Here is a 26,466-nt window from a genome sequence, read left to right on the forward strand (position 1 = left end):
ATGCGTAAGTCATTGATGCGTATGACATTACGTCAGTTGAAGATTTTCAACGAAGTCTGTGATTTGCGCTCCTACAGCCGTGCCGCCGAGGAAATGTCCCTCACACAACCAGCCGTAAGCCTACAAATTCGTCAGCTGGAAGAGCTGATCGGCCAGCCGCTGTTTGATTACGTCGGCAAAAAGCTCTACATGACCGAGGCCGCCGAAGCCTTGCAACGCGCCAGCCGGGATATTTTCGGGCGCCTGGAAAACCTCGATATGCAGCTGTCGGACATGCAGGGCTCGCTGCAGGGCCAGTTGAAGCTGGCGATCGAATCGAGTGCCAAGTACTTCGTGCCACACCTGTTTGCCGCCTTCAAGCGCCAGCACCCGGAGGTGCAATTGCACCTGACAGTCGTCAATCGTGCCCAGGTGATTCGAAGGCTTTCAGACAACCGTGATGACCTGGTGATCATGTCCATGGTGCCCCAAGACATGGGCCTGGAATTCCTGCCGTTTTTGAACAACCCGATTGTCGCCGTGGCGCCGCCCGACCATCCCTTGAGCCTTCAAGGCGCGCTGCGTTTGCAGGACCTGGAACCGTACACGCTGCTGGTGCGCGAGCCGGGCTCCGGCACGCGACTGGCCTGCGAAGAGTACTTCAAGGAGAAACGCGTGCACTTCACCCAGACGGTGGAAGTGGCTTCGGCCGAGGCGCAGCGTGAGTGCGTGAACGCAGGGTTGGGCGTGGCGTTGCTGACGCGCCACGCGGTCAACCTGGAGCTGGCCACCGGCGGGCTCAAGGAGCTGCCGGTGGAAGAACTGCCGCTGTACCGCAGTTGGTGCCTGGTGCAGGCCAAGGCCAAGCGCCTGTCACCGGTGGCCCATGCGTTCCTGGGCTTTATCCGCAGCGAACGGGTGCAGATCAGCGCGTTGGCTGAGCGCTTCGCTGGGCAGCCGCGGGTGCCTGCCAGTGGAGTTCCGGGTAGTCCGTGATGCTCTGGAGCAATTGGCGCTCTTCGCAACGGTCTTCGATTGCGCGACGAAACGCCATGCGGCGCTGGTCTTCTTGCTGACGACGGGTTTTGACGGTGCTGCTGTCTTCGTATTGCCGGGCCATGTTGAGTCTCCCAATGCGAGTACGGGGAGTTCAGGATGGGCGCGGCGGATGACGGTTTGGCGGCGTGGGGGTTACAGGACGATGAATATTCCGAAATTGAAGGAGATTGCCTGTAGGAGCTGGCTCCCTGCGATGCAAGCACCGCAGGTTTTCAGTTAAACCGAGGTGACGCTATCGCCGGCAAGCCAGCTCTCACATTTGACGGGGTGCGACCTTGAATCAGTCGTCGAGGGCTTTGACCGATTTTGGCGAGAGACGCAGGCTGCGCAAGCTGCGCTTCACGCTCTTGAGGTGGTTGACCAGGCTCGGGCCGCGCGCCATGGCCACGCCCATCGCCAGCACGTCGATCACCACCAGGTGGGCGATGCGCGAGGTCAGCGGGGTGTAGATTTCGGTGTCTTCATGCACGTCGATCGCCAGGTTTACCGTCGACAGTTCCGCCAATGGCGTCTGGCTTGGGCACAGCGTGATCAGCGTCGCGCCGCTTTCACGCACCAGGTTGGCGGTGATCAGCAGGTCTTTGGAGCGACCGGACTGGGAGATGCAGATCGCCACATCCGTGGGCTTCAGCGTGACCGCCGACATCGCCTGCATGTGCGGATCGCTGTAAGCCGCTGCCGTGAGCAGCAGGCGGAAGAATTTGTGCTGGGCGTCGGCAGCAACGGCGCCCGACGCACCGAAGCCGTAAAATTCGACGCGCTGGGCCTGGGACATTGCGGTCACGGCCTTCTGCAACTCCACTGGGTCGAGTTTTTCTCGCACTTCCATCAGGGTATGCAAGGTGGTGTCGAAGATTTTCAGGCTGTAGTCGGCGACGGAATCGTCTTCGTGAATCGCAAACTGCCCAAAGCTCGCACCCGCCGCCAGGCTCTGGGCCAGCTTGAGTTTCAAGTCCTGAAACCCGGAGCAACCAATGGCACGGCAAAAACGCACGATGGTCGGCTCACTGATGCCCACGCTGTGGGCCAGGTCGGCCATGGAACTGTGCATCACGGCCGCAGGGTCAAGCAGCACGTGATCGGCAACCTTGAGTTCCGATTTGCGTAACAGGTGGCGCGACTGGGCGATATGTTGCAACAGGTTCAAAGGGCAGGACTCTTGTTATTGGCAGGCGCCAGGGATGTAGCAAGCTTGTAGTTATACTACAAGAATTGCCGTTTTGCCCGTCCGATGCATCACTAAATCGCCCTGATGCCCTTTGAATCAGCGGGCAGCCGCCGTGTAGCCACACAGGCGGCCTGGCCGTCTTTAAGGAAAGTCTGCATTTTTCCGTAACAAATCTGCCAGCGCCTCGGCCTCCACCGGCCGACTGATCAGATAGCCCTGCACTTCGTCACAGCGCTCCCCTCGCAGGAAATCCAGCTGCTGCTGATCTTCCACACCTTCGGCCACCACCTTGAGCGCCAGCCCATGGGCCATGGCAATGATTGCACGCGTAATCGCGGCGTCCTCGCGGCCCTGGCCCAGGCCGCGGATGAACGTCTGATCGATCTTCACGTAATCCACGGGGATGCGCTTGAGGTAGCTGAGGGACGAGTAGCCGGTGCCAAAGTCGTCAATGGCCAGCTTCACGCCCAGGTCGCGCAGTTGCTGGAAGGTGGCAATGATGTGCTCGACGCTGTCGAGCAGTTGGCTCTCGGTCAGTTCCAATTCGAGGTATTGCGGGTCAAGGCCGGTTTCTTCGAGCACTTGGCGCACCAGGCTGACCAACTTGCCCTGGCGCAACTGGTGCACGGAAAGGTTCACCGACACCCGAATCGGCGCCAACCCCTGGCGCTGCCATTCGCACGCTTGCCAACAGGCCTGGCGCAAGACGAATTCGCCCAGCGGCACGATCAGGCCTGTTTCTTCGGCCAGGCCAATAAAGTCCCCCGGCGGCACCATGCCCCACTGCGGATGCTCCCAGCGAATCAGCGCCTCGGCGGCATTCAGCTTGCCGGTGGCCAGGCACAGTTTGGGCTGATAGAACACCGTGAGCTGGCGCTCGTCGATGGCCTTGCGCAAGTGGTTCTCCAGCTGCAACCGCTCAAGCGTGCTGGCTTGCAGGCTGTCGGTGTAAAACTGGAAGTTGTTACCGCCCAAGTGCTTGGCATGTTGCATGGCCATGTTCGACTGACTGACCAACGCGGAAATTTCCCGCGCATTATCCGGCAACAGGCTGACACCCATTGAGGCACTGACCACCAACTCATGCCCGTCTACCGTCACCGGCACCCGCAGCTTCGCCAGGAGCCGCGTGGCCACTCGCGCCAGGCTCGACAGGTTGCCGTAGGCGTCGAACAGCACGGCGAACTCATCGCCGGACAGACGCGCAATGGTGTCAGCCTCGGGCAACGCGTTGATCAAACGACGGGCCATTTTCTGTAACAGCTGGTCGGCGACTTCATGGCCCAGGCTGTCGTTCAGCAGCTTGAAGCGGTCGAGGTTGATATGCAGCAACGCCAGGCTACGCCCGCCCTGACGCACGCGCGCATGGGCTTCGCGCAGTCGCTCGCGGAACAGTGAACGGTTGGCCAGGCCCGTCAACTCGTCATAGTGCGTGAGGTAGCGCATTCGCTCTTCGGACTCACGCCGCGCCGACAGATCGGCGAAGAAGCCCACAATGTGGCTGACGTTTCCGCGAACATCGCGCACCACGTTCAGCTGCAGCCATTGCGGGTACAGTTCGCCATTCTTGCGCGTTTCAACCAGTTCGCCCTGCCAGGTACCGTGGCTGAGCAGGGCCTGGCGAATCACCGGAAAGTGGCGACGCGCGTCACGGCTGCTGGGCAGTTCCACGACGTTGCGGCCGAGCATGTCGTCGATTTCAAAGCCGGTGACACGGCTGAAAGCCTGATTGACGGCGATCAGCGCATAGTTCGGGTCAAGAATCACGATGCCTTCGCTGGCCGCCTCGAACACGGTCGAGGCCAGCCGCTGCTGTTCTTCCAGGGCCTTGCCTGCGCTGATGTCGCGGCGGGTGCCGAGCATGCGCGTTACCCGCCCACTGGGGGAGCGCTCCACGGCGCGGCCGCGGTCTTCGATCCAGACCCAGTGACCGTCGCCGTGGCGCACGCGGTATTCAACCTGGTAATCCTCGGTGCGGCCTTTGAGATGCTCCACCAGTGCGCGCTTGAGCAGCGGCAAGTCGTCGGGGTGCAGGCGCGGCTTGAGGTGGCTGAGCATTGCCGTGACGTACTCGGGCTCCAGGCCGAACAACTCCTTGAGCTGAGTGTGATGGACTTCATCGGTCTGCAGGTTCCAGTCCCACAGCCCCAGTTCGCTGGCCTGCAGCGCCATGGCCAGGCGCGCTTCACTTTTGTTCAGGGCCAGGCTGGCGGCGTCCAGTTCCTGGTTGCGTTGCGCCACGCGGTCTTGCAGACCGATCTGGGCCTCGCGCAGGTCCTGTTCGACCTGGCGGCGCTGCTCGACTTCGCGCACCAGTTCCTGATTCAACTGCTCGCTGCGCTGCTGCGCCTGCTGTAAATGCTCGATCAGCGCCTGGTTCTGAAAGCGTCGCAGCAGGCCACGCTGGATCAGGCGGTTGACCTGCCACGCCACCAGGCTCAGAGAGCCCAGCAGGATCAGGCCAAGCACGCCCCAACCTTGCTGTTGCGCCGTGCCGTTCCAAAACAGATAAAGGATGGCCGGCACCAGACACGGCACGGCAAAGGACAGGAACGCAGGCAGGCTCACGGCATAGGCCACGCTGGCCGACAGCGTTGCCGCGCCGATCAGGCCGAACACCCAGGCCTGCTGCATAAAGCTGTCCGCCGGCACCAGCGCAATGGCGGCGGTGGCTAACGTCAGGCCACTGACCGCCGAGCCGAGCATGAACATGCGCCGCCAGATCGGCTGGGCCTGGCGGCTGGGCATGGCCGAATCGAACGCCGCCACTTGAATGACGCGCAAGGCCACCAGGGCGAGCAGCCAGACCAGCCACACGCTGTCCAGCAGATATTGCTTGGGGTTCCACAGCAACCAGGCGCAGACCAGGCCGTTCACCAACATCAATAAAGTCGGCAGCAATGAACCTTGGTAGAGCAGGCGAGTGCGTTCGACCGCCATCTCGGTTGCGTAATATTTACGGATGACGTGCACAGGCGCCGCCGAGGGGCCGAACAGGTCGGGACTGAGAGTCATAGGCAGTGTTCTTATAATGGTGAGCCCGAAACGTGCACGGAGCATACACAAGCAAGCGCTTGGGCCAAACTGCTCCACGTCATAAAAACCGCACGATAAACCGCCGCAAAACTCGGGGCCAGACGGCTTGAGCGAGATGCTGCGCGGGCTGTGGCCTATGACCGACCGGTCATCAGCCCCGCCAGAATGTTTGTGCGGCTCGAAACACTCCTGAGGTTTTCGAGTGACCACCCGGCATTGGGATTTGCCCCACTCCCCCGGGCACCCTAGAATGCGCCGATGCGCGATGATCTCTCCCTTTTGCTGAACTCCCTCAACGATGCCCAACGCCAGGCCGTAGCAGCCCCCGTTGGCCGTCAGTTGGTCCTGGCCGGTGCTGGCTCCGGTAAAACCCGAGTGCTGGTGCACCGTATCGCCTGGTTGATCCAGGTTGAAAACGCGTCCCCGCATTCCATCCTGTCGGTGACCTTCACCAACAAGGCTGCTGCCGAGATGCGCCACCGCATCGAGCAGTTGATGGGCATCAGCCCGGCCGGCATGTGGGTAGGCACCTTCCACGGCCTGGCCCACCGCTTGTTGCGGGCGCATTGGCAGGAAGCGGGACTGAGCCAGACTTTCCAGATCCTCGACAGTGATGACCAGCAGCGCCTGGTCAAGCGCGTGATCCGTGAGCTGGGCCTGGACGAACAGCGCTGGCCCGCGCGCCAGGCGCAATGGTTTATCAACGGCCAGAAAGACGAAGGCCTGCGCCCGCAACATATTCAGGCCAGCGGCGATTTGTTCCTGGCCACCATGCGCAGCATTTATGAAGCCTACGAGGCCGCCTGCGTGCGTGCCGGCGTGATCGACTTCTCCGAGCTGCTGCTGCGCGCCCTCGACCTGTGGCGCGACAACCCAGGCTTGCTGGCGCATTACCAGAAACGCTTCCGGCATATCCTGGTGGACGAGTTCCAGGACACCAACGCCGTGCAGTACGCCTGGTTGCGCTTGCTGGCCAAAGGCGGCGACAGCCTGATGGTGGTGGGCGATGACGACCAGTCGATCTACGGCTGGCGTGGCGCGAAAATCGAGAACATCTACCAGTACTCCGACGACTTCCCGGACGCGATCACTATCCGTCTGGAGCAGAATTACCGCTCCACCGCCGGCATCCTCAAGGCTGCCAACGCACTGATCGCCAATAACACCGGGCGCATGGGCAAAGAGCTGTGGACCGACGGCGGCGAAGGCGAAGCAATCAACCTGTACGCCGCGTTCAATGAGCACGATGAAGCGCGTTACGTAGTGGAAACCATCGAAAGCGCGTTGAAAACCGGGCTGGCGCGTAACGATATCGCCATCTTGTACCGCTCCAACGCCCAATCGCGGGTATTGGAAGAAGCCCTGCTGCGCGAACGTATTCCGTACCGCATCTATGGCGGCCAGCGCTTCTTCGAGCGTGCGGAAATCAAGAACGCCATGGCGTACCTGCGCTTGCTCGAGGGCCGTGGTAACGATGCGGCGCTGGAGCGGGTGATCAATGTTCCGGCGCGTGGCATCGGCGAGAAAACCGTCGAGGCCATCCGCGACCACGCGCGCCACGCCGATGTGTCGATGTGGGAAGCCATGCGCTTGCTGATCGCCAATAAGGGCCTGACCGGCCGCGCTGCCGGTGCCTTGGGAGTGTTCGTCGAGCTGATCGAGAACCTTGCCGCCAAATGCGCGGAAATGCCGCTGCATTTGATGACCCAGACCGTGATTGAGCAATCGGGCCTGATCGCCTATCACGAAGCGGAAAAAGGCGAGAAGGGCCAGGCGCGGGTAGAAAACCTTGAAGAACTGGTCAGCGCCGCCCGCGCGTTCGAAAACACTGATGAAGATGAAGAGCTGACGCCGCTTGCCGCCTTCCTCGGGCATGCGTCGCTGGAAGCCGGTGATACCCAGGCCGATGAGCATGAAGACAGCATCCAGCTGATGACCTTGCACAGCGCCAAGGGCCTGGAATTCCCGTATGTGTTCCTGGTGGGCATGGAAGAAGGCTTGTTCCCGCACAAGATGAGCCTGGAAGAGCCCGGCCGCCTTGAGGAAGAACGCCGCCTGGCTTACGTGGGCATCACCCGTGCCATGCAGAACCTGGTGATGACCTACGCCGAAACACGACGCCTGTACGGCAGCGAGACCTACAACAAGGTGTCGCGTTTCGTACGTGAAGTGCCGAAGGGACTGATCCAGGAAGTGCGCCTGTCCAACAGCGTTAGCCGCCCGTTCGGCGGCGGCCAGCAGCAGAGCTCCAGCACCCTGTTTGCCGGTTCCGAGATTCCGGAAACCCAGTTCAGCCTTGGCCAGCAGGTCAGGCATTCGGTGTTCGGCGAAGGCGTGATCCTCAACTTCGAAGGCGCTGGCGCCCAGGCACGGGTGCAGGTGAATTTCGCCGAAGGCAGCAAGTGGCTGATGATGGGCTACGCCAAGCTCGAAGCGATCTGAAACACTGCATGCTCCCTGTTAGGCGCCCGGCTGGCCGGGCGCCTGCAATGTGAAGAATCATGCCCCTCCCTTGTTTTTCGCCTGCTCGGGCCAATATCTGTAACTAGTCCTACAGACCCTTCGGAATTGGTCTTACGTAAAAGCCCGAAACATTATGCCGCTAGCCACTGTCACGACACCTGTGCAACATGGCGCGCGTGCAATCCACAAATGGGAATTCCCTTTATGAAACGTTTTCTTAGCATCGCCATGGCGTTGTGCATCGGCCTGACGATGAGCCTCGACGCCAACGCCAAGCGCTTCGGTGGCGGCAAAAGCATGGGCTCGGCACCGACTCACCAGACTAGCCAAATGGCTCCTTCCGCCGGTGCCGGCGGTGCTGCAGCAACGGCCGGTGCTGCTGGCGCGGCTGCCAAGGCCGGCGGTGCTTCGCGCTGGTTAGGCCCTCTGGCCGGTATCGCCGCCGGTGGCCTGCTCGCATCCATGTTCATGGGCGGCGGCTTCCAGGGCATGCAGATCTTCGACATCCTGATCATGGCGGTTATCGCCTTCTTGATCTTCCGCTTCATCGCCGCCCGTCGCCGCAAGCAGCAGGAGCACATGGCTCCAGCCGGCGCGCCGATGCAGCGTGAAGTCTTCGAGCAAAAACCAACCACAGGTTCGATCTTTGGTGGTTCGCCAGCGCCTGCCACCGCTCGTCCGGTGATTAATGCACCGGCCTGGTTCAACGAAGAGCGTTTCGTCGAAGCGGCCCGCAGCCACTTCCAGTCCCTGCAACAGCACTGGGACGCCAACGAAATGGACAAGATCTCCGAGTTCGTGACCCCACAACTGCTGGAGTTCCTCAAGCGCGAACGTGCCGACCTGGGCGACGGTTTCCAGTCGACCTACATCGACGACCTGCGCGTACAACTGGAAGGTGTGGATGATCGCGCCGACAAGACCATCGCCACCCTGACCTTCAGCGGCGTGTCGAAGACCTCGCGTTTCGACCAGGGCGAAGTGTTCAGCGAAAGCTGGAACATGGAGCGCGCCCAGGGCGACAACCAGCCTTGGCTGGTCGCCGGTATCCGCCAGAACGGCTGATAACCGCACGCTTGAGCACTTGGTAATAAAAACCCCGGACATGTTCCGGGGTTTTCTATTTCGCGGTTGCACTTATAGCGAGCTACTGTATAAAACGCCCTATTAACCGCGCCAACTAGCAAGAGGATCCCGGCCGTGGAAGAAATCATCGAACAATTGCGTGAAGCCAACGAACCGGTCCCGGTTCCTCTGGAACTGCCTGACGAAGACCAAATTGTAGAAATCGAAGAACAACTGTTCATCGACATCCCGTTTGTCTTCCGCGAATTCCTGCTCACCGTCAGCGACGTGGTGTATGGCAGCCTGGAGCCGGTGACGGTTACCGACCCACAGTCCCACACCTACCTGCCGGACGTGGCCGCCAACGCCTGGGATGCCGGTGTTGACCGCAGCATGATCCCGATCTGCCAGGACGGCGACGACTACTACTGCGTCGAAGAAGACGGCACCGTGGTGCTGTGGTCCGGCGAAGAAGAACTGGTTACCGAAGAAACTTGGGAATCGGTGTGGCACTGGGCGCGGGACGTCTGGCTGGAAAGCTGATTCCGCAAAGCTTTTGTGGCGAGGGCGCTTGCCCCCGCTGGGCTGCGCAGTAGCCCCAACCAGGGTGATGCGCTTTCCAGATGGCGAGGTGACTGTTTTCAGGGCGGCTGCGCAGCCTCGCGCGAGCAGGCTCGCTCGCCACAAGAATGCGCCGCTCGGCTTAGTGCTCCGGCGTGTCCTTGTGGTTATCCAGGGTCTCCAGCAAGGCAACCTGCATCCGCGTATGCACGCGGATGAACCACCGCCACAGCACCGCCGCCACCGCTGCTGCCACCACGGCGATCAGCACCAGCAACTTGTTGGTTGGCAAGATACTGGCCGACAAGGCTGCCAGCAGCAGGAAAATCACCAGCAGCGACAGGATGGGGATCAATTCAGCGATCACTCGTCGTACGCGCTGGGTATGCCTTCCGGCCATTTCCGGCTTGACGCTCATCTCTGCCAGCAACATCGACAGCGCCTTGAGCTTGCGATACGCCGCAATCAAAAACGGCAGCGACAACAACAACGCCCCGCCCCAGATCAACGCCTTTTGCCAGCTTGGATCAATGATCCAGCCTTCCAGATACCCACCGATGCGCGCCGCAAAAAAGCCGCCGGCGAAGAAGATCCCCACCACCAACGCCAGGTTTACCCCCACTTGCAGGATGATCTTGCGAATCATCGACGCCAGCATTGCGCCCTCGCCCTGAGGCTGGATGCTGCGCAACCATTCGCCATACATACCGAACACCCGGCTCATGCGCTTGGGCATCACCGCCGCAATCTTCAACGATAACGGGTCGGCGCCGCGAATCAGGTACGGCGTGAGCAGCGTGGTAATCGCCGACACCGCCACGGCCACCGGGTAGAGGAAGTCGCTGGTCACCTGTAAGGTCATCCCCAACGCGGCTATGATGAAGGAAAACTCCCCAATCTGTGACAGCCCCATGCCCACCCGCAGTGAGGTGCGGCCGTCATTGCCGGCGATAAACGCCCCCAGGCCGCAGGACAACATTTTGCCCAGCACCACCGCCACGGTGATTACCGCGATGGGCCAAGCGTATTGCAGCAGGATTTGTGGGTCGATCATCAAGCCAATCGCGACAAAGAAGATCGCGCTGAACATGTCGCGAACCGGCTCGATCAGGCGTTCGATCTTAATCAACTGACGGGACTCGGCCATGATCGCGCCGATCAGGAACGCGCCCAGCACCATGCTGTATTCGAGCTTCACCACCAGCAGGCAGAAGCCGAAACACAGGCCGAGCACAGTGATCAGCAGCATCTCGTTACTGTCGAACTTGGCCACATAGGCCAGCAGGCGCGGCACCAGCAGTATGCCGATGACCAGCGCGACGATCATGAACAGCGAGAGTTTGCCGACGGTGGAAAACACTTCGCCGGAGCTGACCGTGCCGCTGACCGCGATGCTCGACAGCAAGGCAATGATGCCGATACCAAGGATGTCTTCCACGATCAGCACGCCGAAAATCAGCTGGGCAAAGCGCTGGTTTTTCATCTTCAGGTCGTTGAGTGCCTTGACGATGATGGTGGTCGAGGAGATCGCCAGGATGGCGCCGAGGAACAGCGAGTCCATGGTGTTCCAATCGAACCAGCGGCCGATTTCGTAGCCAATCCAGATCATCAGGATGATTTCGAGGAATGCGGCGATAAACGCCGTGGCGCCGACCTTGAACAGCTTGCGCAGGCTGAACTCCAGGCCCAGGCAGAACATCAGGAAGATCACCCCCAGCTCGGCGAGGGTCTTGATGGTGTCTTCGTCGTGGATCAGGCCAAATGGTGGCGTGTGGGGGCCGATAATGAACCCGGCGACGATATACCCCAGCACCACCGGTTGCTTGAGGCGGTGAAACAGGATGGTGACAACCCCTGCCACCAGCATGATCACAGCCAGATCCTGGATAAAACTGATGGCGTGCATGGCGAGGGGCTCCTTGAGGGTACTGGCGCTTTTCCCACTTCCACCGGCACCTATGAACGGTCGCAATATGCGGAAGGAAAAGTCGGCCTTAATCGTAAGAAATGCCCTGAGACGGGCTTTTGAAGGTTAACACCGCGACTTCCGGCAGAAAGCCGGTGCAATATATGGAAACAGATCGGTGCAGGCGTGACGGCAAGCCGCCCACCGGCGTCCCGTTAGGGATGGCGCTGCAAAGATTTCAGCACCCGCAGAGGTGCCACCCCAACCGATGCCTACAACCCGTGAGTGTGCTATGGAACCCGGAAACGCCCAGCTGTCGATGACGGTACTGATGACCCCTGACATGGCCAACTTCTCAGGCAATGTTCACGGCGGCACCCTGCTCAAGTACCTCGACGAAGTGGCCTACGCCTGTGCGAGCCGTTATGCCGGTCGCTATGTGGTGACCTTGTCGGTGGACCAGGTGATTTTTCGCGAACCGATCCATGTCGGCGAGCTGGTGACCTTTCTCGCCTCGGTCAACTACACCGGCAACACGTCGATGGAAGTGGGCATCAAGGTGGTGACCGAGAACATCCGCGAGCGCTCGGTGCGCCATACCAACAGCTGCTTCTTCACCATGGTGGCCGTGGACGACCAGCGCAAACCCGCCGCCGTGCCGCCACTGCAGCCGCACAACAGCGAAGACAAGCGCCGGTTCGTGCAGGCGCAGCAGCGCCGGCAGATTCGCCAGGAGCTGGAAAAGCGCTATCAGGAAATCAAGGCAGACGGGCCGTAAGACCCCAGCTGTAAACCCGGTCAACATGTGGGAGCGGGCTTGCCCGCGATAGCGATCTGTCAGTAGTGCATGTACTGGCTGACCCACCGCTATCGCGGGCAAGCCCGCTGCCACATGGGGTTTTGTTGGGTTACAGACCGATCGGTGTGGCTTCGAAGCGCACGCGAGGATGGGCGATGCGGTCTTGGGCGCGGACCAGTTCCAGCTCGTAGCTGGCGCAGGCTTGGGTTTCCAGCAGCACTTCATGCACCGCAGCGGCCGTGAATTCGAAGGCTGCCAACAGGCTGTCACCCAGCAGCACCCGCGCCAGGAACAGCCCCGACGTCAGGTCGCCCACGCCCACCGGCTGACGCGGGAACGCCAGCAGTGGCCGACGCAAGTGCCAGCTGCCATCGGCAGTCACCAACAGCATCTCAAAACCATCCGGCAGCTTGCCCGGATAATCCAGGTGCTTGACCAGCACGGCCTTGGGTCCGCGCGCCAGCAGCGCCTTGGCCATGCCCAGGCAATCGAACAGCGATTGCGGCTTGCGCCCGGCAAAGCTGTCCAGCTCCAGTTGGTTGGGGCAAAGGAAATCCGCCATCGCTGCCGCTTCGTCCAACAGGAAATCGCTGACTTCCTGAGGCACGATGCAACCCTTTTCCGGGTGGCCCATCACCGGGTCGCACAAGTACAAGGCCTTGGGGTTGATGGCCTTGATGCGCGCCACGCCCGTCAAAATCGCACGGCCCTGGGCCGCACTGCCGAGGTAGCCAGACAGCACGGCATCGCAGTTACCCAACTCGCCGATTGCGGCAATCCCTTCCACCAGCGCCGGAATTTGCTGCGGCGCCAACACTTCGCCCGCCCACTGTCCATACTGAGTGTGATTGGAGAACTGCACCGTGTTGAGCGGCCAGACATTCACCCCGACCCGCTGCATGGGGAACACGGCGGCGCTGTTTCCGGCGTGGCCAAAAACCACATGAGACTGGATCGCAAGCAGATGAGGTGTGCGTTTCATGCGGGAGATTTCCGTAAAGCCATTGAAATTCTGGCCGCGCAGTATGCGACTAAACACGGCCTGTACGACAGACCAGAGACACAGTTAAGCTGCTCTCACTTTGTTGGAGTTCATCGCATGCTGACCCTGGGAAACATCTTTGTGTTGATGCTGCTGGCGACCGGCGCCGCCTGGGTCTGGCACAACCACGGCCTGCGCGAGCGGGCGCTGGAGCGGGTCAAGCAGCATTGCGCCAAGCTCGATATCGAGCTGCTCGATGGCGCGGTGGCGTTGAAACGCATCGGTTTTGTGAAGGATGCCAAGGGCCGGCGGCGTCTGGCGCGCATCTATAACTTTGAGTTCACCGTAACCGGCGAAGCCCGCCATCCCGGGACGATCACTCAGTTTGGCGCTCACAGCGCGCAGATCGAACTGGCGCCCTACCCGTTCGAGATCAAAACGCCGCTGCCCAGCGCTGAAGTGATCGAGCTGAGCCAATGGCGCCAGGACCACGCCAGCAAGAACCGTCACTGACGGCAGGCGGCTAAAGCGTCCTGCAATGCAGCCACGTCCTGTGGCTGGCCGAAGATCAATTCAATACGTGAGTCACGGCGCCATTCGCTCGGTTGCCAGAGAAGTGCGCCGTTATCCACCGCGTTGGCGCTGAGCCATCCTTCAGGGCTGTGGATAACCAGTTTGGCGCGCCGCCACACCAGATTTGTCAGCCAGCCGTGCAGGCGCACGGTGTCGAAGCGCTGGCCAGGATGCCAGCGCCAGCCGATGCTCCAGCCGTCTTCTTGAGCCTGGCTGAGGCAGATTGGCAGCGTCGGATCGGTCCAGATCGCCGGTATCTGCGCCAAGCCTTGGGGCACTTCGACGTTATCCACAGCAGTGCGGCCTTTCGCATCCAAGCCGGGCAACAGGTCGAGCGGCACGTGCGCCTGGCGCGTCCAGTAAAGCGGGCAGTCGGGTAATTGCTGTTCAATGGCCTGGCGCTGCGCGGCATCCAGCGCCTCATCCTTGTTCAACACCAACAGCCCGGCACTGGCCAGCGTCTCGCGTTGCGCATCAGGCAAGGGTTTACCCGCCGCCAGCGCCTGGGCATCCAGCACCAGCACGCACGGCTGAACGGCGAGCACCTGTTGCCACGGCGCCTGGCGCAGTTGTTTGAGTAGCTGCGCCGGATGGCCCAGCCCGGAGGGCTCGATAAACAGCCGATCAGGCTTGGCCTTACGCAGCAGGCGGCCCAGGCCTACCTGGAACGGTGCACCATTCACACAACACAGGCAGCCGCCTGCCACCTCGCCCAAAGCAATGCCGTCGTCATCCTGAGTGAGCAAGGCAGCGTCCAGACCGATCTGCCCGAACTCGTTGATCAACACGGCCCAGCGCTCGTTGGCCGGGCGTTGGGCGAGCAGGTGTTTGATCAGGCTGGTCTTGCCGGCGCCCAACGGCCCGGCAATCACGTGGGTGGGAATATCCTGCAGCATCAGTGGCATCATTCAGACCGTGTAGAGAGCTTGATCCTACCCGGTTATGCGAGCCAATCCAGCGTCAGGATCAACCGCCGCTCATCAGCCTTGAGTGCAGGCGAGCGATGAATCAAGCCGTGAGCTTCGTTGCCATGCCATTGAGTGCCCTTGAGCATGGCGACTTCGCCACAGAGGATCTGCTCGATGCGCTCGGTGGGTTCCGCGTCCGACTGGGCCAGTTTGCGGCGGTCCATAACGCCTTCGCGCAACCATTGGCTACCAATGCCGGCGTAGGTGGTGATCAGTCGCACCGGCACATGGTCAACGTGAAAACGCGGGCACATGGCCTTGTCCAGCAGCCGCAAGCGCACGCCAATGCGCTTGGCGCCCAGCAAACAGGCAACCGCGCTGACCAACCAAGACACATCAGCAATAAAGCCCTCGTAGCCTTCAAGATCTCGGCAACCGGACGCCAAACCCTGCAAGTTCGGCACCGCGTCTTCGGCATTGAGCTCGATGACAAAGGAGTCGGCCAGCGGCTCGTTCAGCGCAACCAGCAAGGCTCCAAACTCAGCGATGTGCAGAGGCAACTGGCGTTGCCAAACCGCCAGGTTCACCCCGTCTTCCAGGATGTCAGCCAGCGCCAGCGGCGTTTCACCGCACGTTTGGCGGATCACAGGGCGCAATGGAATAACCGGGGCCAGCATCAGGCTACCTGCTCGAACCAAGGGCCAAAAGGATCAGCCAGCAGGCGCCAACCTTCGACGCCAGCGGCCATTTCTTCATCGGTGAGCAGGCAGGCGTCCAGTTCGGCGCGCATCTGGTTGAAGTCGATATTTTGCCCGATGAACACTAATTCCTGACGGCAATCACCGGTACTCAGCTGCCAGTTGGCCATGATCGCCGCTACGCTTTCTTCATCCTGCGGCCATTGGCTTTTCGGCACAAAACGCCACCAGCGCCCGGCAAAACCATGGCGCATCAGCCCGCCAGCCTGGGACCAACTGCCTGCATTCTGATGCTTGCTGGCCAGCCAGAAAAAGCCTTTGGAGCGCAGCAGTTTGCCGTTCACCCACGGGCGGTCGATAAAGTCGAAAAAACGCTGAGGATGAAACGGCCGGCGCGCGCGATAAGCCGTGGAGGCGATGCCGTACTCTTCGGTTTCCGGCACATGTTCACCGCGCAGTTCCTGTAACCAACCTGGCGCTTGGGCGGCGCGCTCGAAGTCGAAGCGACCGGTGTTGAGGATTTTGTTCAGCGGCACTTCGCCCATGACCATCGGGATAATTTCGGCCTGAGCGTTGAGGCGTTCGAGAATCGCCATCAGTTCCTCGCGCTCACGGCTGCTGATCAGGTCGATCTTGCTGATCAGGATTACGTCAGCGAATTCGATCTGCTCGATCAGCAGGTCGGTGATTGAGCGTTCGTCCTCCTCTCCCAGGGTTTCACCACGTGAGGCCAGGCTTTCGGCGGCCTGGTAGTCGAGCAGGAAATTCATGCCGTCGACCACGGTGACCATAGTGTCCAGACGCGCAATATCGGCCAGGCTTTGCTCGTTTTCGTCGCGAAAGGTGAAGGTTTCGGCCACGGGTAACGGTTCGGAAATGCCGGTGGATTCGATCAACAGGTAATCGAACCGACCTTCCTTGGCGAGTTTTCCGACTTCTTCCAGCAAGTCTTCACGCAAGGTGCAGCAGATGCAGCCGTTGCTCATCTCCACCAGTTTTTCTTCGGAGCGGTTGAGGGTGACGTCGCGCTGCACCTCGCTGCCGTCGATGTTGATTTCGCTCATATCGTTGACGATCACCGCCACCCGCAGGTTGTCGCGGTTGCGCAGGACGTAGTTGAGCAGCGTGCTTTTACCGGCGCCGAGAAAGCCGGATAACACGGTAACGGGGAGACGATTGGGCATCAGGTGTTCCTCATCAGGGTTGGCCGGTCAAATCGCCCGTTGATGGCGTTCGCGCAGCTCTTCACGTTCTTTGGCTTCGATACTCAGGGTCGCTGTGGGGCGCAGCAGCAGGCGTTTCAGGCCAATGGGGTCGCCGGTTTCACGGCACCAGCCGTATTCGCCACGGGCCAGCAGTTCAAGAGCGTCGTCGATCTTGTCCAGCAGCTTTTTTTCGCGTTCCAGCAGGCGCAGTTGCCATTGGCGCTGTTCTTCGGCGCTGCCCACATCGGCGGGGTCGCTGTTGGTTTCCTGCTCACGCAGCACCAGGAACTCAGCGTCGATGCGTGCTTGCAGTTCAGAACGCTGGCCCAGCAGCAGCTCGCGGAAGAAACCTTGCTGGGCTTCATTCATGTAATCGTTGGGCGATAGGGCAAGAAGGTCTTGTTCAGTCATGGAGAGCGGTTCACGGGTCAGGCTGTGTTTTTATGTTATAGTATAACAATACAATTAAGCCAATCCCCCTTGCTCGTCACGACGAAGGGCGCAATGCTTGAGCCCGTTCCGGTCCCCGAGAAACTTTATGAGATACCTGGTGTGCGCCCTGTTGTTGGCAGTGGCAGGACAGGCCTGCGCACAAACGCCGAGTCTGTCGGCTACCTGCGTGCGCAGCGCCAACCTGCTGGCTTGCGTGGATCCGCTGGGGAATGCCTACAGCGTGGCGACTGCCGGTGGCACCACGTATTTGCGCGGTTTCGAGGTGATCGGCAAACGCTACTGGGCACAGACCAACAGCCGCTATGGGCAGTTGACGTTCTTTACCGGCTTGGCGTCCGACGGTGAGGCGTGGGTCGGCTACACGCGCCGCGTGGGCTGGACCACCATCAACCGGTTTTCCAGCTCAGGCGGCACCAGCGCGAAGTTCACGTGCAGCCGCATTACCGGCTGTTAGACCTGTACGCTCTTCTGCTCCTGAACCCACGCCATGTAGCTGTTCATCGGTGGGTTCTTCTCGAAGTACTTTTTCAGGCCTTCGAAAAGCCCATCCGCCACCGCCTGTTGATGGCGCGCGGTGACCAGCCGCTGGGCGTCCTGGGTGTTGGAAATGAACCCGGTCTCGACCAGGATCGACGGCACATCCGGTGACTTGAGCACCGCAAACCCTGCCTGCTCCACGCGCTTCTGGTGCAGCGTGGTGATGTTTTGCAGGCTGCCCAACACCGAGCTGCCCAGCTGCAGGCTGGAGGCGATGGTGGCGTTCATCGACATGTCGAGAATCACCCCGGCCAGCATCGGGTCCTTGTCCTTGAGATTGAGCAAGGTGGTGGCGCCCAGCAGGTCTGCGCCATTTTCACGCTGCGCCATGAAGCGCGCCGTGGCGGAGGTGGCGCCGCCTTCAGACAATGCATACACCGATGCCCCGGAGGCCGTGAGCCGTGGCGCGGCGTCGGCGTGCACCGAGATGAACATATCCGCCTTGTGCTGACGGGCGATGTCCACGCGCTTGCGCAGCGGTACGAAAAAGTCGTCGTTGCGCACCAGTTTCACGTCAAAGCCCTTCTCACGCTTCAAGCGTTTGGCCAGCAATTGGGCGATGGACAGCACCACGTCCTTTTCGCGCTGGCCCTTGGAACCGATGGCGCCTGGGTCTTTGCCGCCGTGGCCGGGATCGACTACTACGATGATGTCGCGCTTGGGATGCGCCTTGTCCACCGGCGCCACCAGAGGCTGCGGCTGCGCGGCGATTTGGCGCGGCGCGTGGGTGGCGCCGGTCAGGTCGAGTACCAGGCGATGACCTTGGCCATCCTGCGGCGGCAACAAGAAGCTGTTGAGCTGCATCGGTGCGGCCAGGTCCAGCACGATGCGCGTATCGGCTTTACCAAAATGCCCGGAGCGGATCGAAGTGATTCCGCTGTTCTTCAAAGCCAACTGCGAGAAATCACCGCTGAGCCCGGCGCCGCTCAGGTCGATGATCACGCGTTCCGGTGAGGTCAGGGAAAAGGTCTTGTATTGCACCGGGCCGCTGAGGTCGAACACCAGCCGCAGTTTGTCGTCGGAGCGCCACAGGCGCGCATTACGAATCTGCGTGGCAAAAGCCCCCAATGGAAAGGTGAACAGCGGGCTGACCAGCAGCAGGTTGAGGAGCTGACGTCTGTGCATGACATATACCGCGAATAGAGGAGCGTCCCTGCTCGACATGACTGAAGAAAGGCTGGAGCAGAAAAATCATCGTCGACTCAATAGTTATAATATAACATGTCTTTTTATTTCCAACGATGGACCTGCTCATGAATGCGCTGACTCTGCCGGATATCGCCGCGCAGGCTTCACGCCAAGCCTTGCCGCTCGATTGGGTAGGCATGTGCGGCATCGCCTTGCCCATTCTTATCGACGGCCAACGCCTGACTGCCTCCGCCGATGCCGGCGTGAGCCTGGACGACGGCGAGGCCCGCGGCATTCATATGTCGCGCCTGTACCTGGCCCTGGAAATGCTCGACCAGCAGCTTCTTACGCCTGCACTTCTGCGTAATGTACTGCAGCGCTTTCTACAGAGTCATGAAGGATTATCTAAGAACGCCTACCTACGAATTCACACGGATTTACTGCTTAAACGCCCGGCGTTGGTCAGCCCATTGGCTGGCTGGAAAGGCTACCCGGTGTGCATTGAGGCACGTCTGGAAAATCAGATGTTCCACGTGGAACTAAAAATTGACGTTACTTATTCCTCGACCTGCCCCTGCTCCGCTGCGCTCGCCAGGCAATTGATTCAGCAGCAATTTCTTCAAGATTTCGCCGGCACGCCGCTGCAACACGAAGACGTACTCACCTGGCTCGGCAGCGCCAACGGCATCGTCGCCACGCCCCACAGCCAACGCAGCAGCGCCCGGCTCTCTATTGAGTTGGACGCCAATCAGTCCACCTTGCCGCTCACCCACCTGATCGATGACGTCGAAGCCGCGCTCGGCACCGCCGTGCAAACCGCGGTGAAGCGTGCGGACGAACAAGCCTTCGCCTTGGCCAACGGGCAGAACCTGATGTTCTGTGAAGACGCCGCACGCCGCCTCAACCTCGCCTTGAAACGCTCGGATGCCGTCAAAGCCTTCCACCTGAAAGTGATCCACGCCGAAAGCCTGCACGCGCACGATGCCGTGGCTGAAAGCCGCTGGACGAGAGACTCTGCATGATCACCTGTAACGCTTTGCGCTGGGGTGCACCTGGGCAACCGCTCACCCCAGCGCTGGATTTGACCCTGGAAAAAGGCAGCCTCACCGGCATCATCGGCGCCAACGGCACCGGCAAAAGCAGCCTGCTCAAAGTGATCGCCGGCTTGCAAAAACCGCTGGCGGGCAAGGTCAGTGTGGAGGTTCCTCGCCGTGGTGGCCTGTCGTTCCTGCCGCAGCAGCAGCACTTGGATCGCCAGTTCCCCATCAGCTTGCAAGAGCTGGTCGCCGCCGGCTTCTGGGGCACCCAGCTCACGCCACCCCAACGCAACGAACGTCTGCAGGCAGTCCTGGAGGACTGGTGCCTCAGTGGGCTGGAACATCGCCCGCTGATGGCCTTGTCCGGCGGCGAACTGCAACGCGCCCTGCTCGCCCGCATGAGCCTCGCCGAAGCGCCGGTGTTGTTGCTCGACGAACCCCATGCCGCCCTCGATGAAGACGGACAGGCGCTGTGCTGGAAACACATTCACGCCTGGCACGACCAAGGCCGCACGATCATCGTCGTCTGTCACGACCTGGCCTCCGTGCGCCACCACACCCAGCACGTGGTGCAGATCAAAAGCACCGGCTGCGTGTTCGGCCCCAGCAAAGAGCTGATCCGCCCGCAACCTCACATGCAGGTGGCCTGATGCATTTTGCCGCCCACCTGTGGATGCCTTTCTTCGACTTCGTGTTCATGCGCCGCGCACTCATCGGCGGGCTGGTGCTCGCCTGCAGCACGGCGCCGCTGGGTGTGTTTCTGATCCTGCGGCGCATGAGCCTGATCGGCGACGCCGTGGCTCACGGCATCCTGCCCGGCGCCGCGCTTGGCTTCTGGTTTGCCGGGCTGAGCCTGCCCGCGCTGACCATCGGCGGTCTTGGCGCCGGCCTGAGCATGGCCGGTTTATCCGCGTGGATCACCCGCCGCACGGGCCTGCGTGAAGACGCCAGCCTCGCCGCCATCTACCCGATCTCCCTCGCCGCCGGCGTGCTGATCCTCGGCATCGCAGGCAAACGCCTGGACCTGCTGCACCTGCTGTTCGGGTCCGCATTGGCCGTGGATGAAACCACCCTCACCGGGATGCTCTGGGTCTCCGGTTTCAGCCTGATCGCCATGGCGCTGATCTACAAACCGTTGCTGCTCGACACCCTGGACCCACTGTTCCTGCAAACCGTCAGCCGCCTCGGCCCGCTCGCTCATGGGCTATTTCTGACCTTGGTGGTGCTGAACCTGGTGATCGGGTTCCAGGCCATCGGCGCGTTGATGGTGGTGGGGTTGATGATGTTGCCGGCGATTGCTTCACGCTTCTGGAGCCGGCGCCTGCCGGTGTTGATTGCAGTATCGGCGGTGCTGGGATGCCTGTCGGTGTGGTTCGGTTTGTTGCTGTCGTTCTACTACTCACTGCCCAGCGGCCCGGCCATCGTGCTGGTGGCAGGCGGCGGGTATTTGCTGTCCGTGGTCTTCGGTCCGGTGCACGGCTTGCTGCGCCGCCCGCCCTTGCTTACATCCCAATGAGGTGTTTCCCGATGCGCGCTTTACTCGTGATGTTCAGCCTTCTGCTGCCCTTGTCGATGGCTCAGGCCGCCGACAAACTTCAAGTGGTTACCAGCTTCAGTATTCTGGATGACATCACCCACCAGATCGGTGGCGATCACATCCAGATCAGCAACATGGTCGGCCCGGACGCCGACGCCCATACCTACGAACCCACGCCGGACGACGCCAAGGCGCTGCTCAAGGCCCGGGTCATCATCAAGAATGGCCTTGGCTTTGAACCCTGGCTGGACCGCCTGGTGACCAGCACCGAAACAAAAGCCACCGTCGTGACCGCCAGCAAAGGCGTGATCTCTCACACCATGGAAGAAGACGGTGAAACCATCCCCGACCCGCACGCCTGGCATAACCTGGCCAACGCCGAAATCTATGTGAACAACATCACCAAGGCGTTGATTGCCGCCGACCCGGCCAACAAAGCCGATTACCAGCGCAACAGCCAAACCTACCTGAAAGAAATCTACCGCTTGCTGGCCGAGGCCAAGACCAAGTTCGGCGCGCTGCCACCGGGCAACCGCCGCATCGTCACCTCGCATGACGCCTTCGGTTACCTGGGCCAGGCTTACGGCATTCAGTTCCTCGCGCCCCAGGGTCTGTCGACTGAACGCGAACCGTCTGCCGCCGAGGTCGCTGCGCTGATCACCCAGATCCGCAAAGACAAGGTCAAAGCCGTGTTCATGGAAAACATCAAAGACTCACGCCTGCTCAAGCAGATTGCTGACGAAAGCGGCGCGCAGATCGGCGGCACGTTGTACTCCGACGCCCTCGCCGCCCAAGGCCCGGCCAGCACCTTCACCGGGCTGTTCGAATACAACCTCAACACCCTGTGCGCAGCCCTGAGCAAGCCATGACCCTGAGCATGCTCGACCTGGAAGAGGCTGCCATGGGCAGCCGCTTTCCACTCGACACCGTGCTCGACGCCGTGGCGTGGAACAGCGATGGCCTGATTGCCGCCGTCGCCCAGCAACACGGCAGCGGCGAGGTGTTGATGCTGGCCTGGATGAACCGCCAGGCCCTCACCGAAACCCTGGCCACCGGGCAAGTCTGCTATTGGTCGCGCTCGCGTGGGCAGCTGTGGCGCAAAGGTGAAAGCTCCGGCCACTGGCAACAACTGGTCGAGGCCCGGCTGGATTGCGACGGCGACGCAGTGCTGCTGATCGTCGACCAACAAGGCCCGGCCTGCCACACCGGCCGGCCCACCTGCTTCTACAACGCCATCGACGGCGCCTACGTTCATGTCATTACGGAGCCCTCCGCATGATCCGCAAGAACCCTTCCGGCGATCTGCCGGTGATTGCCGAATCGGCCTACGTGGATAAAACCGCGATCATCTGCGGCAAGGTCATCATCGGCGAGAACGTCTTCGTCGGCCCTTACGCCGTGATCCGCGCTGACGAAGTCGACGCCACCGGCGACATGGACCCGATCACCATCGGCGCCAATTCGAACATTCAGGATGGCGTGGTTATTCATTCCAAATCCGGCGCGGCGGTGACCATTGGAGAATTTACCTCCATCGCGCATCGCTCCATCGTCCATGGCCCCTGCACCGTCGGCGACCGCGTGTTTATCGGCTTCAACAGCGTGCTGTTCAACTGCGCCGTCGGCGATGGCTGCGTGGTGCGCCACAACTCGGTGGTCGACGGCCGCGACTTGCCCGCCGCGTTCTATGTGCCCTCCACCACCCGCATCGGCCCGAACACCGACCTGTCGCAATTCCCGCCGGTGAGTGTCAGCGCCTCGGAGTTTTCTGAAGACGTAGCGCGCACCAACGTCGACCTGGTGCGTGGTTACAAAGCCCTGCAAAACGAGTTCTGAACCATGAGCCGCCTGCTGATTCGCAATGCCCGTCTGGTGAATGAGGGCCGGGAGTTCGATGCCGACGTACTGGTCGCCAATGGCCGCATCGAGAAGATTGCCGCCAGCCTCGAAGGCTATAACGAGCCGGTGGAAATTGACGCCCAGGGTCAATGGCTGCTGCCAGGCATGATCGACGACCAGGTGCACTTTCGCGATCCTGGCGCGCCCGACAAAGGCAGTTTCTACAGCGAATCCCGTGCGGCGGTGGCCGGTGGAATCACCAGCTTCATGGACATGCCTAACACCCACCCTGCCACCCTGAACCTGGAAGCCCTGGCGGACAAGAAGCGCCGCGCCGCGTTGCACTCGGTGGCCAACTACGGTTTTCACTTTGGTGTGAGCAACGACAACCTCGACACCGTCGCCGCCCTCGATCCGCGTGAAGTGGCCGGGGTCAAAGTGTTCATGGGCGCCTCCACCGGCAATATGCTGGTGGACGACCCGCGGATTCTCGAGCGGCTGTTCGCCGAAGTACCGACCATCCTCCTCGCCCACTGCGAGCACACGCCGAGCATCCTCGCGAATGAACAGCGCCTGCGTGAGCGCTTCGGCGAGCACATTCCCGCCGTCGCCCACCCCCTAATCCGGGATGCCGAAGCCTGTTTTCGCTCCTCTTCTTTTGCGGTGGAACTGGCCCGGCGACACGGCACGCGCTTGCACGTGCTGCACCTGACCAGCGCTCGCGAGTTGGCCCTGTTCGAAGACAAGCCGTTGGCCGAGAAGCGCATCACCGCCGAGGTCTGCCTGCACCATCTGCTGTTCGATGACCGCGACTATCACCGCCTCGGCCACCAGATCAAATGCAACCCGGCGATCAAGACCCGTGCCGACCGCGACGCGCTGCGCCTGGCCTTGCTGAGTCATCGTCTGGATGTGATCGGCAGTGATCATGCGCCGCATACCCGGGCGCAAAAACAGTTGGGCTATCGCCAAGCGCCGTCAGGCCTGCCACTGGTGCAGCACGCGCTGCCGGCGTTGTTGGAGCTGGTGATTGACGGGCATTTGCCACTGACCACACTGGTGGCAAAGACCAGTCACCGTGTGGCCGACCTGTTCGCTATCCCGGACCGAGGCTATCTACGCGAGGGCTATTGGGCCGATCTGGTGCTGATCAAACCTGAGCCCGAAGGCAAACCCGTCAGCAGCCAGCCGATTCTCGCGCGCTGCGGCTGGACGCCCTTCGCCGAGCGCAGCTTTCGCCACAGCGTCAGCACCACCCTGGTGTCCGGCCACCTGGCGTGGCACAACGGCCAGGTGGTCGACAGTTGCCAGGGGCTGCCCCTGCACTTTCTGCGTTAAGCGCGGGGTTTGACCGTACCGCAATCGTTGCCCAGCCATTGGGCATGAGTGTCCAGGCTGCCCTTCTGCTGAACGCCGGTGGCATTGAACGTACCGTTGACGGTGGTGGTGAATTCCTGCTGGCTCTGGAAGGTTGCAACGCCAGTGCCTTGGGCTTTCGGGCAGCTGAAACGAAATTTCCACTGGTTGCCGGTTTTGTCGGTCACTTGCTGTTTGCAGCCCGATTGCGGGTCGGTCAGGGGAATGGAATCAGACGCGACCTGGGCAGGCGTCAGGCAAACCTGCACGCCCTTGCCGGCCATGGTGATGCCCTGTTTTTCGAGCATGGCGCGCTGTTCGGGGGTCATTTGTTGCTTGAGCTGACCGAGGATCAGTGACAGGTCGGGCAAATCCTGGTTATCGACTTTCATATTGCTGGTGGTCAATTCCCACAAGCCCGGCGCCAGCATCTGCGCCTGAGCCGCCACGGGCAGCGTCAATCCAACAACCATGGCCAAACCAAGCAGACGAGCATTCATCGGGTAACTCCTGGGTAATTGTGGGCGTTAGACGCTGCAAAGGCGCCAGTGTTGCACGGCAAATAAAATAGCGACATTCGTCGTCGAACATGGTCTGTTAGGCACTTGATTGCCTGGAGTGATGTCGTTCATGGATTTTTTTGGCCCGCACCTGCTCGCCTACTTCATTGCCACGCTGCATTTTCTCGGGACGCTCGCCGCGATCCACGCGGTGCTGACTGTCAGGACCGCCCAAGGCTCGATCGCCTGGGCCTTGTCGCTGATGTTCATGCCTTACCTGACGCTGATTCCCTACCTCATCTTCGGCCGCAGCACCTTTGACGCGTACATCCAGGCGCGTCGCCAGGCCAACCAGGAAATGCACACCGCCATCACCGCGCTGAACTGGCGCCCGTGGGTCGAAGAAGCCTTGGCGGCGCGCAACTCCAGCGCCTATGCGTCTTTGCGCGCCATGCCCAAATTGGGCCGCATGCCGTGCCTGGCCAACAATGACGTGCGCTTGCTGATTAATGGCGATGCCACGTTCAGCGCGATTTTCGCGGCGATTCGCCAGGCTAAGACGGCGGTGCTGTTCCAGTTTTTTATCATTCATGACGACGATCTTGGCAGGCAGTTGCACGCCCTGCTGAAGGAAAAAGCTGCCGAAGGCGTGGATATTCACGTGCTCTACGACCGCATCGGTAGCCATGCCCTGCCCCACAGTTATGTGCAGTCGCTGCGCGACGCCGGGGTCAAAGTCAAAGCGTTCGCCACCCGCAGCGGCTGGCTCAATCGGTTCCAGGTCAACTTCCGCAACCATCGCAAAATCGTGGTGGTCGACGGCCTCACCGGGTTTGTCGGCGGGCATAACGTCGGCGACGAATACTTGGGCAAAAAGCCGCCACTGGCGCCGTGGCGCGACACCCATGTGCAGGTCACCGGCCCGGTGGTGGCGTGCCTGCAGGAGTCGTTCGCCGAAGACTGGTTCTGGGCCGCGCGCGAGCTGCCGCCGCTGATCCTGCCTGATACATACCCTGAAGATGGCGTGCTCTGCCAACTGCTCGCCAGCGGCCCGGCCGATCCGTATGAAACCTGCTCGCTGTTTTTCGTCGAAGCTATCCATGCGGCGACCGAGCGCGTGTGGATCACCAGCCCGTATTTCGTGCCCGATGAAGCGGTGTTCGCCGCCCTGCGCCTGGCGGTTTTGCGCGGGGTCGATGTGCGCCTGCTGCTGCCGTCGCGGCCTGATCACCGTATCGTCTACGCCGCCTCCAGCCTCTACGCCATCGAAGCCGTACGCGCTGGCGTGCGCGTGTTCCGCTACAAGCCGGGCTTCCTGCACCAGAAGGTGGTGCTGGTGGACAGCGAAATCAGTGCAATCGGCAGTGCGAACATGGACAACCGTTCGTTCCGGCTGAATTTCGAAGTGATGTTGCTGACGGTCGATGAAGCGTTTGCCAGCCAAGTGGAGCAGATGCTGCTGGACGACTTCGCACAGGCGCATGAAGTCAGCCAGGAAGAAAGCCGCGAGACCCGTCGCCTGCAACAGCTGGGCATGCGGGTGGCGCGTTTGATCTCACCGATTCTCTAACAAACAACACAGAAACAAATGTGGGAGCGGGCTTGCTCGCGAATGCGGTGGTTCAGCCAATTTATTTGGTCCTGATACACCGCATTCGCGAGCAAGCCCGCTCCCAC

Annotated in this window: 26 protein-coding genes; 15 read left to right on the top strand and 11 right to left on the bottom strand. The window is 61.1% G+C overall.

Annotated elements, in window-relative coordinates; all coding sequences use genetic code 11:
• Entirely contained in the window at positions 1 to 975 is a 975-nt protein-coding gene (locus tag AACV02_RS18260; protein WP_119741156.1) for a LysR family transcriptional regulator, read from the top strand.
• Here AACV02_RS18260 and AACV02_RS18265 read toward each other — a convergent pair.
• From AACV02_RS18265 to AACV02_RS18275, 3 genes are all read right to left on the bottom strand, one after another.
• A complete protein-coding gene (locus tag AACV02_RS18265) occupies positions 905 to 1,099 on the bottom strand; it encodes a PA3496 family putative envelope integrity protein (RefSeq protein WP_106575923.1) in 195 nt (64 codons plus the stop codon). The genes AACV02_RS18260 and AACV02_RS18265 overlap by 71 nt on opposite strands.
• Positions 1,100 to 1,318: 219 nt before the next feature.
• Complete coding sequence (gene hexR / locus AACV02_RS18270; RefSeq protein ID WP_010168370.1) at positions 1,319 to 2,185, bottom strand: transcriptional regulator HexR; 867 nt, start codon at positions 2,183 to 2,185, stop codon at positions 1,319 to 1,321.
• 162 nt (positions 2,186 to 2,347) lie between these two features.
• On the bottom strand, positions 2,348 to 5,221 hold the full coding sequence (locus tag AACV02_RS18275; protein WP_119741159.1) for a GGDEF domain-containing phosphodiesterase: 2,874 nt from the start codon (positions 5,219 to 5,221) through the stop codon (positions 2,348 to 2,350).
• 279 nt (positions 5,222 to 5,500) lie between these two features.
• Between AACV02_RS18275 and uvrD the strand changes: the two genes are divergently transcribed.
• The 3 genes from uvrD to AACV02_RS18290 all read left to right on the top strand — a co-directional run bounded on the left by uvrD (position 5,501) and on the right by AACV02_RS18290 (position 9,313).
• A complete protein-coding gene (uvrD, locus tag AACV02_RS18280) occupies positions 5,501 to 7,684 on the top strand; it encodes a DNA helicase II (RefSeq protein WP_106575925.1) in 2,184 nt (727 codons plus the stop codon).
• A 225-nt stretch (positions 7,685 to 7,909) separates the two neighbouring features.
• On the top strand, positions 7,910 to 8,770 hold the full coding sequence (locus AACV02_RS18285) for a Tim44 domain-containing protein (RefSeq protein ID WP_119741162.1): 861 nt from the start codon (positions 7,910 to 7,912) through the stop codon (positions 8,768 to 8,770).
• A 135-nt stretch (positions 8,771 to 8,905) separates the two neighbouring features.
• The gene (locus AACV02_RS18290) at positions 8,906 to 9,313 is read left to right on the top strand and encodes an SMI1/KNR4 family protein (protein ID WP_017135771.1); all 408 of its coding nucleotides are present in this window, start codon (positions 8,906 to 8,908) and stop codon (positions 9,311 to 9,313) included.
• Positions 9,314 to 9,473: 160 nt separating this feature from the next.
• Here the strand turns inward: AACV02_RS18290 and AACV02_RS18295 are convergent, their stop codons facing one another.
• Positions 9,474 to 11,237 carry a cation:proton antiporter gene (locus AACV02_RS18295; RefSeq protein ID WP_119741164.1) on the bottom strand — a complete coding sequence of 588 codons (1,764 nt, stop codon included), beginning with the start codon at positions 11,235 to 11,237 and terminating at the stop codon, positions 9,474 to 9,476.
• Positions 11,238 to 11,529: 292 nt separating this feature from the next.
• Here AACV02_RS18295 and AACV02_RS18300 point away from each other — a divergent pair, with 292 nt between their 5' ends.
• Entirely contained in the window at positions 11,530 to 12,015 is a 486-nt protein-coding gene (locus AACV02_RS18300) for an acyl-CoA thioesterase (protein ID WP_076013223.1), read from the top strand.
• 130 nt (positions 12,016 to 12,145) lie between these two features.
• Here AACV02_RS18300 and pdxY read toward each other — a convergent pair whose 3' ends face one another.
• The gene (gene pdxY / locus AACV02_RS18305) at positions 12,146 to 13,018 is read right to left on the bottom strand and encodes a pyridoxal kinase PdxY (protein WP_106575928.1); all 873 of its coding nucleotides are present in this window, start codon (positions 13,016 to 13,018) and stop codon (positions 12,146 to 12,148) included.
• 117 nt (positions 13,019 to 13,135) lie between these two features.
• On the opposite strand from pdxY, the gene AACV02_RS18310 reads away from it, so the two are divergent.
• Complete coding sequence (locus AACV02_RS18310) at positions 13,136 to 13,531, top strand: DUF3301 domain-containing protein (protein WP_106575929.1); 396 nt, start codon at positions 13,136 to 13,138, stop codon at positions 13,529 to 13,531.
• Here AACV02_RS18310 and AACV02_RS18315 read toward each other — a convergent pair.
• From AACV02_RS18315 to dksA, 4 genes are read right to left on the bottom strand one after another with little or no spacing between them, the layout of a single operon-like run.
• Entirely contained in the window at positions 13,525 to 14,487 is a 963-nt protein-coding gene (locus AACV02_RS18315) for a CobW family GTP-binding protein (RefSeq protein ID WP_119741166.1), read from the bottom strand. The two genes, AACV02_RS18310 and AACV02_RS18315, sit on opposite strands and share 7 nt — an antisense overlap.
• A gap of 44 nt (positions 14,488 to 14,531) precedes the next feature.
• A complete protein-coding gene (locus tag AACV02_RS18320) occupies positions 14,532 to 15,176 on the bottom strand; it encodes a DUF1826 domain-containing protein (protein WP_119741169.1) in 645 nt (214 codons plus the stop codon).
• Entirely contained in the window at positions 15,176 to 16,381 is a 1,206-nt protein-coding gene (gene zigA / locus AACV02_RS18325) for a zinc metallochaperone GTPase ZigA (RefSeq protein ID WP_119741171.1), read from the bottom strand. The genes AACV02_RS18320 and zigA overlap by 1 nt, the downstream gene beginning before the upstream one ends.
• A 27-nt stretch (positions 16,382 to 16,408) precedes the next feature.
• Positions 16,409 to 16,813 carry an RNA polymerase-binding protein DksA gene (dksA, locus tag AACV02_RS18330; RefSeq protein ID WP_119741174.1) on the bottom strand — a complete coding sequence of 135 codons (405 nt, stop codon included), beginning with the start codon at positions 16,811 to 16,813 and terminating at the stop codon, positions 16,409 to 16,411.
• A gap of 127 nt (positions 16,814 to 16,940) precedes the next feature.
• Here dksA and AACV02_RS18335 point away from each other — a divergent pair, with 127 nt between their 5' ends.
• Complete coding sequence (locus AACV02_RS18335) at positions 16,941 to 17,309, top strand: glutamine synthetase (RefSeq protein WP_119741176.1); 369 nt, start codon at positions 16,941 to 16,943, stop codon at positions 17,307 to 17,309.
• Here AACV02_RS18335 and AACV02_RS18340 read toward each other — a convergent pair.
• Complete coding sequence (locus AACV02_RS18340) at positions 17,306 to 18,517, bottom strand: N-acetylmuramoyl-L-alanine amidase (RefSeq protein WP_119741179.1); 1,212 nt, start codon at positions 18,515 to 18,517, stop codon at positions 17,306 to 17,308. The two genes, AACV02_RS18335 and AACV02_RS18340, sit on opposite strands and share 4 nt — an antisense overlap.
• 128 nt (positions 18,518 to 18,645) lie before the next feature.
• On the opposite strand from AACV02_RS18340, the gene folE2 reads away from it, so the two are divergent.
• The 7 genes from folE2 to AACV02_RS18375 are packed head-to-tail and all read left to right on the top strand — an operon-like array spanning position 18,646 to position 24,271.
• Entirely contained in the window at positions 18,646 to 19,542 is an 897-nt protein-coding gene (gene folE2, locus AACV02_RS18345) for a GTP cyclohydrolase FolE2 (RefSeq protein WP_119741181.1), read from the top strand.
• Positions 19,539 to 20,207 (top strand): metal ABC transporter ATP-binding protein, encoded by a 669-nt coding sequence (locus AACV02_RS18350; RefSeq protein ID WP_106575937.1) that lies wholly within the window; start codon positions 19,539 to 19,541, stop codon positions 20,205 to 20,207. The genes folE2 and AACV02_RS18350 overlap by 4 nt, the downstream gene beginning before the upstream one ends.
• Positions 20,207 to 21,073: a metal ABC transporter permease gene (locus AACV02_RS18355; protein ID WP_106575938.1), complete on the top strand. Its 867-nt coding sequence runs from the start codon at positions 20,207 to 20,209 to the stop codon at positions 21,071 to 21,073. The genes AACV02_RS18350 and AACV02_RS18355 overlap by 1 nt, the downstream gene beginning before the upstream one ends.
• 11 nt (positions 21,074 to 21,084) lie before the next feature.
• A complete protein-coding gene (locus AACV02_RS18360; RefSeq protein ID WP_119741184.1) occupies positions 21,085 to 21,963 on the top strand; it encodes a metal ABC transporter substrate-binding protein in 879 nt (292 codons plus the stop codon).
• Entirely contained in the window at positions 21,960 to 22,373 is a 414-nt protein-coding gene (gene hisI, locus AACV02_RS18365) for a phosphoribosyl-AMP cyclohydrolase (protein ID WP_119741187.1), read from the top strand. Before AACV02_RS18360 ends, hisI begins: the two co-directional genes overlap by 4 nt.
• On the top strand, positions 22,370 to 22,930 hold the full coding sequence (locus tag AACV02_RS18370) for a gamma carbonic anhydrase family protein (RefSeq protein WP_017135756.1): 561 nt from the start codon (positions 22,370 to 22,372) through the stop codon (positions 22,928 to 22,930). The genes hisI and AACV02_RS18370 overlap by 4 nt, the downstream gene beginning before the upstream one ends.
• Before the next feature lie 3 nt (positions 22,931 to 22,933).
• Positions 22,934 to 24,271, top strand: coding sequence for a dihydroorotase (locus AACV02_RS18375; protein ID WP_119741189.1), 1,338 nt, complete (start codon positions 22,934 to 22,936; stop codon positions 24,269 to 24,271).
• On the opposite strand, the gene AACV02_RS18380 is transcribed toward AACV02_RS18375, so the two are convergent.
• Positions 24,268 to 24,789 carry a DUF3617 domain-containing protein gene (locus AACV02_RS18380; RefSeq protein WP_119741192.1) on the bottom strand — a complete coding sequence of 174 codons (522 nt, stop codon included), beginning with the start codon at positions 24,787 to 24,789 and terminating at the stop codon, positions 24,268 to 24,270. The two genes, AACV02_RS18375 and AACV02_RS18380, sit on opposite strands and share 4 nt — an antisense overlap.
• Before the next feature lie 130 nt (positions 24,790 to 24,919).
• On the opposite strand from AACV02_RS18380, the gene cls reads away from it, so the two are divergent.
• Complete coding sequence (gene cls / locus AACV02_RS18385; protein ID WP_119742776.1) at positions 24,920 to 26,359, top strand: cardiolipin synthase; 1,440 nt, start codon at positions 24,920 to 24,922, stop codon at positions 26,357 to 26,359.
• The last annotated feature ends 107 nt before the right edge of the window (positions 26,360 to 26,466 follow it).

It is taken from the genome of Pseudomonas sp. Larv2_ips (genome assembly GCF_963879675.1).
Lineage (GTDB): Bacteria > Pseudomonadota > Gammaproteobacteria > Pseudomonadales > Pseudomonadaceae > Aquipseudomonas.

What these genes read in the sequence shown, in the direction of transcription:
- AACV02_RS18275 (WP_119741159.1), bottom strand. Translation starts at nt 5,221, where the DNA reads ATGACTCTCAGTCCCGACCTGTTCGGCCCCTCGGCGGCGCCTGTGCAC.
- AACV02_RS18285 (WP_119741162.1), top strand. Translation starts at nt 7,910, where the DNA reads ATGAAACGTTTTCTTAGCATCGCCATGGCGTTGTGCATCGGCCTGACG.
- AACV02_RS18295 (WP_119741164.1), bottom strand. Translation starts at nt 11,237, where the DNA reads ATGCACGCCATCAGTTTTATCCAGGATCTGGCTGTGATCATGCTGGTG.
- zigA (WP_119741171.1), bottom strand. Translation starts at nt 16,381, where the DNA reads ATGCCCAATCGTCTCCCCGTTACCGTGTTATCCGGCTTTCTCGGCGCC.
- AACV02_RS18380 (WP_119741192.1), bottom strand. Translation starts at nt 24,789, where the DNA reads ATGAATGCTCGTCTGCTTGGTTTGGCCATGGTTGTTGGATTGACGCTG.
- AACV02_RS18350 (WP_106575937.1), top strand. Translation starts at nt 19,539, where the DNA reads ATGATCACCTGTAACGCTTTGCGCTGGGGTGCACCTGGGCAACCGCTC.
- pdxY (WP_106575928.1), bottom strand. Translation starts at nt 13,018, where the DNA reads ATGAAACGCACACCTCATCTGCTTGCGATCCAGTCTCATGTGGTTTTT.
- AACV02_RS18310 (WP_106575929.1), top strand. Translation starts at nt 13,136, where the DNA reads ATGCTGACCCTGGGAAACATCTTTGTGTTGATGCTGCTGGCGACCGGC.
- AACV02_RS18335 (WP_119741176.1), top strand. Translation starts at nt 16,941, where the DNA reads ATGAGATACCTGGTGTGCGCCCTGTTGTTGGCAGTGGCAGGACAGGCC.
- AACV02_RS18375 (WP_119741189.1), top strand. Translation starts at nt 22,934, where the DNA reads ATGAGCCGCCTGCTGATTCGCAATGCCCGTCTGGTGAATGAGGGCCGG.
- cls (WP_119742776.1), top strand. Translation starts at nt 24,920, where the DNA reads ATGGATTTTTTTGGCCCGCACCTGCTCGCCTACTTCATTGCCACGCTG.
- AACV02_RS18315 (WP_119741166.1), bottom strand. Translation starts at nt 14,487, where the DNA reads ATGCTGCAGGATATTCCCACCCACGTGATTGCCGGGCCGTTGGGCGCC.
- hisI (WP_119741187.1), top strand. Translation starts at nt 21,960, where the DNA reads ATGACCCTGAGCATGCTCGACCTGGAAGAGGCTGCCATGGGCAGCCGC.
- AACV02_RS18300 (WP_076013223.1), top strand. Translation starts at nt 11,530, where the DNA reads ATGGAACCCGGAAACGCCCAGCTGTCGATGACGGTACTGATGACCCCT.
- AACV02_RS18360 (WP_119741184.1), top strand. Translation starts at nt 21,085, where the DNA reads ATGCGCGCTTTACTCGTGATGTTCAGCCTTCTGCTGCCCTTGTCGATG.
- AACV02_RS18355 (WP_106575938.1), top strand. Translation starts at nt 20,207, where the DNA reads ATGCATTTTGCCGCCCACCTGTGGATGCCTTTCTTCGACTTCGTGTTC.
- AACV02_RS18370 (WP_017135756.1), top strand. Translation starts at nt 22,370, where the DNA reads ATGATCCGCAAGAACCCTTCCGGCGATCTGCCGGTGATTGCCGAATCG.
- uvrD (WP_106575925.1), top strand. Translation starts at nt 5,501, where the DNA reads ATGCGCGATGATCTCTCCCTTTTGCTGAACTCCCTCAACGATGCCCAA.
- folE2 (WP_119741181.1), top strand. Translation starts at nt 18,646, where the DNA reads ATGAATGCGCTGACTCTGCCGGATATCGCCGCGCAGGCTTCACGCCAA.
- AACV02_RS18265 (WP_106575923.1), bottom strand. Translation starts at nt 1,099, where the DNA reads ATGGCCCGGCAATACGAAGACAGCAGCACCGTCAAAACCCGTCGTCAG.
- AACV02_RS18340 (WP_119741179.1), bottom strand. Translation starts at nt 18,517, where the DNA reads ATGCACAGACGTCAGCTCCTCAACCTGCTGCTGGTCAGCCCGCTGTTC.
- AACV02_RS18260 (WP_119741156.1), top strand. Translation starts at nt 1, where the DNA reads ATGCGTAAGTCATTGATGCGTATGACATTACGTCAGTTGAAGATTTTC.
- AACV02_RS18320 (WP_119741169.1), bottom strand. Translation starts at nt 15,176, where the DNA reads ATGCTGGCCCCGGTTATTCCATTGCGCCCTGTGATCCGCCAAACGTGC.
- dksA (WP_119741174.1), bottom strand. Translation starts at nt 16,813, where the DNA reads ATGACTGAACAAGACCTTCTTGCCCTATCGCCCAACGATTACATGAAT.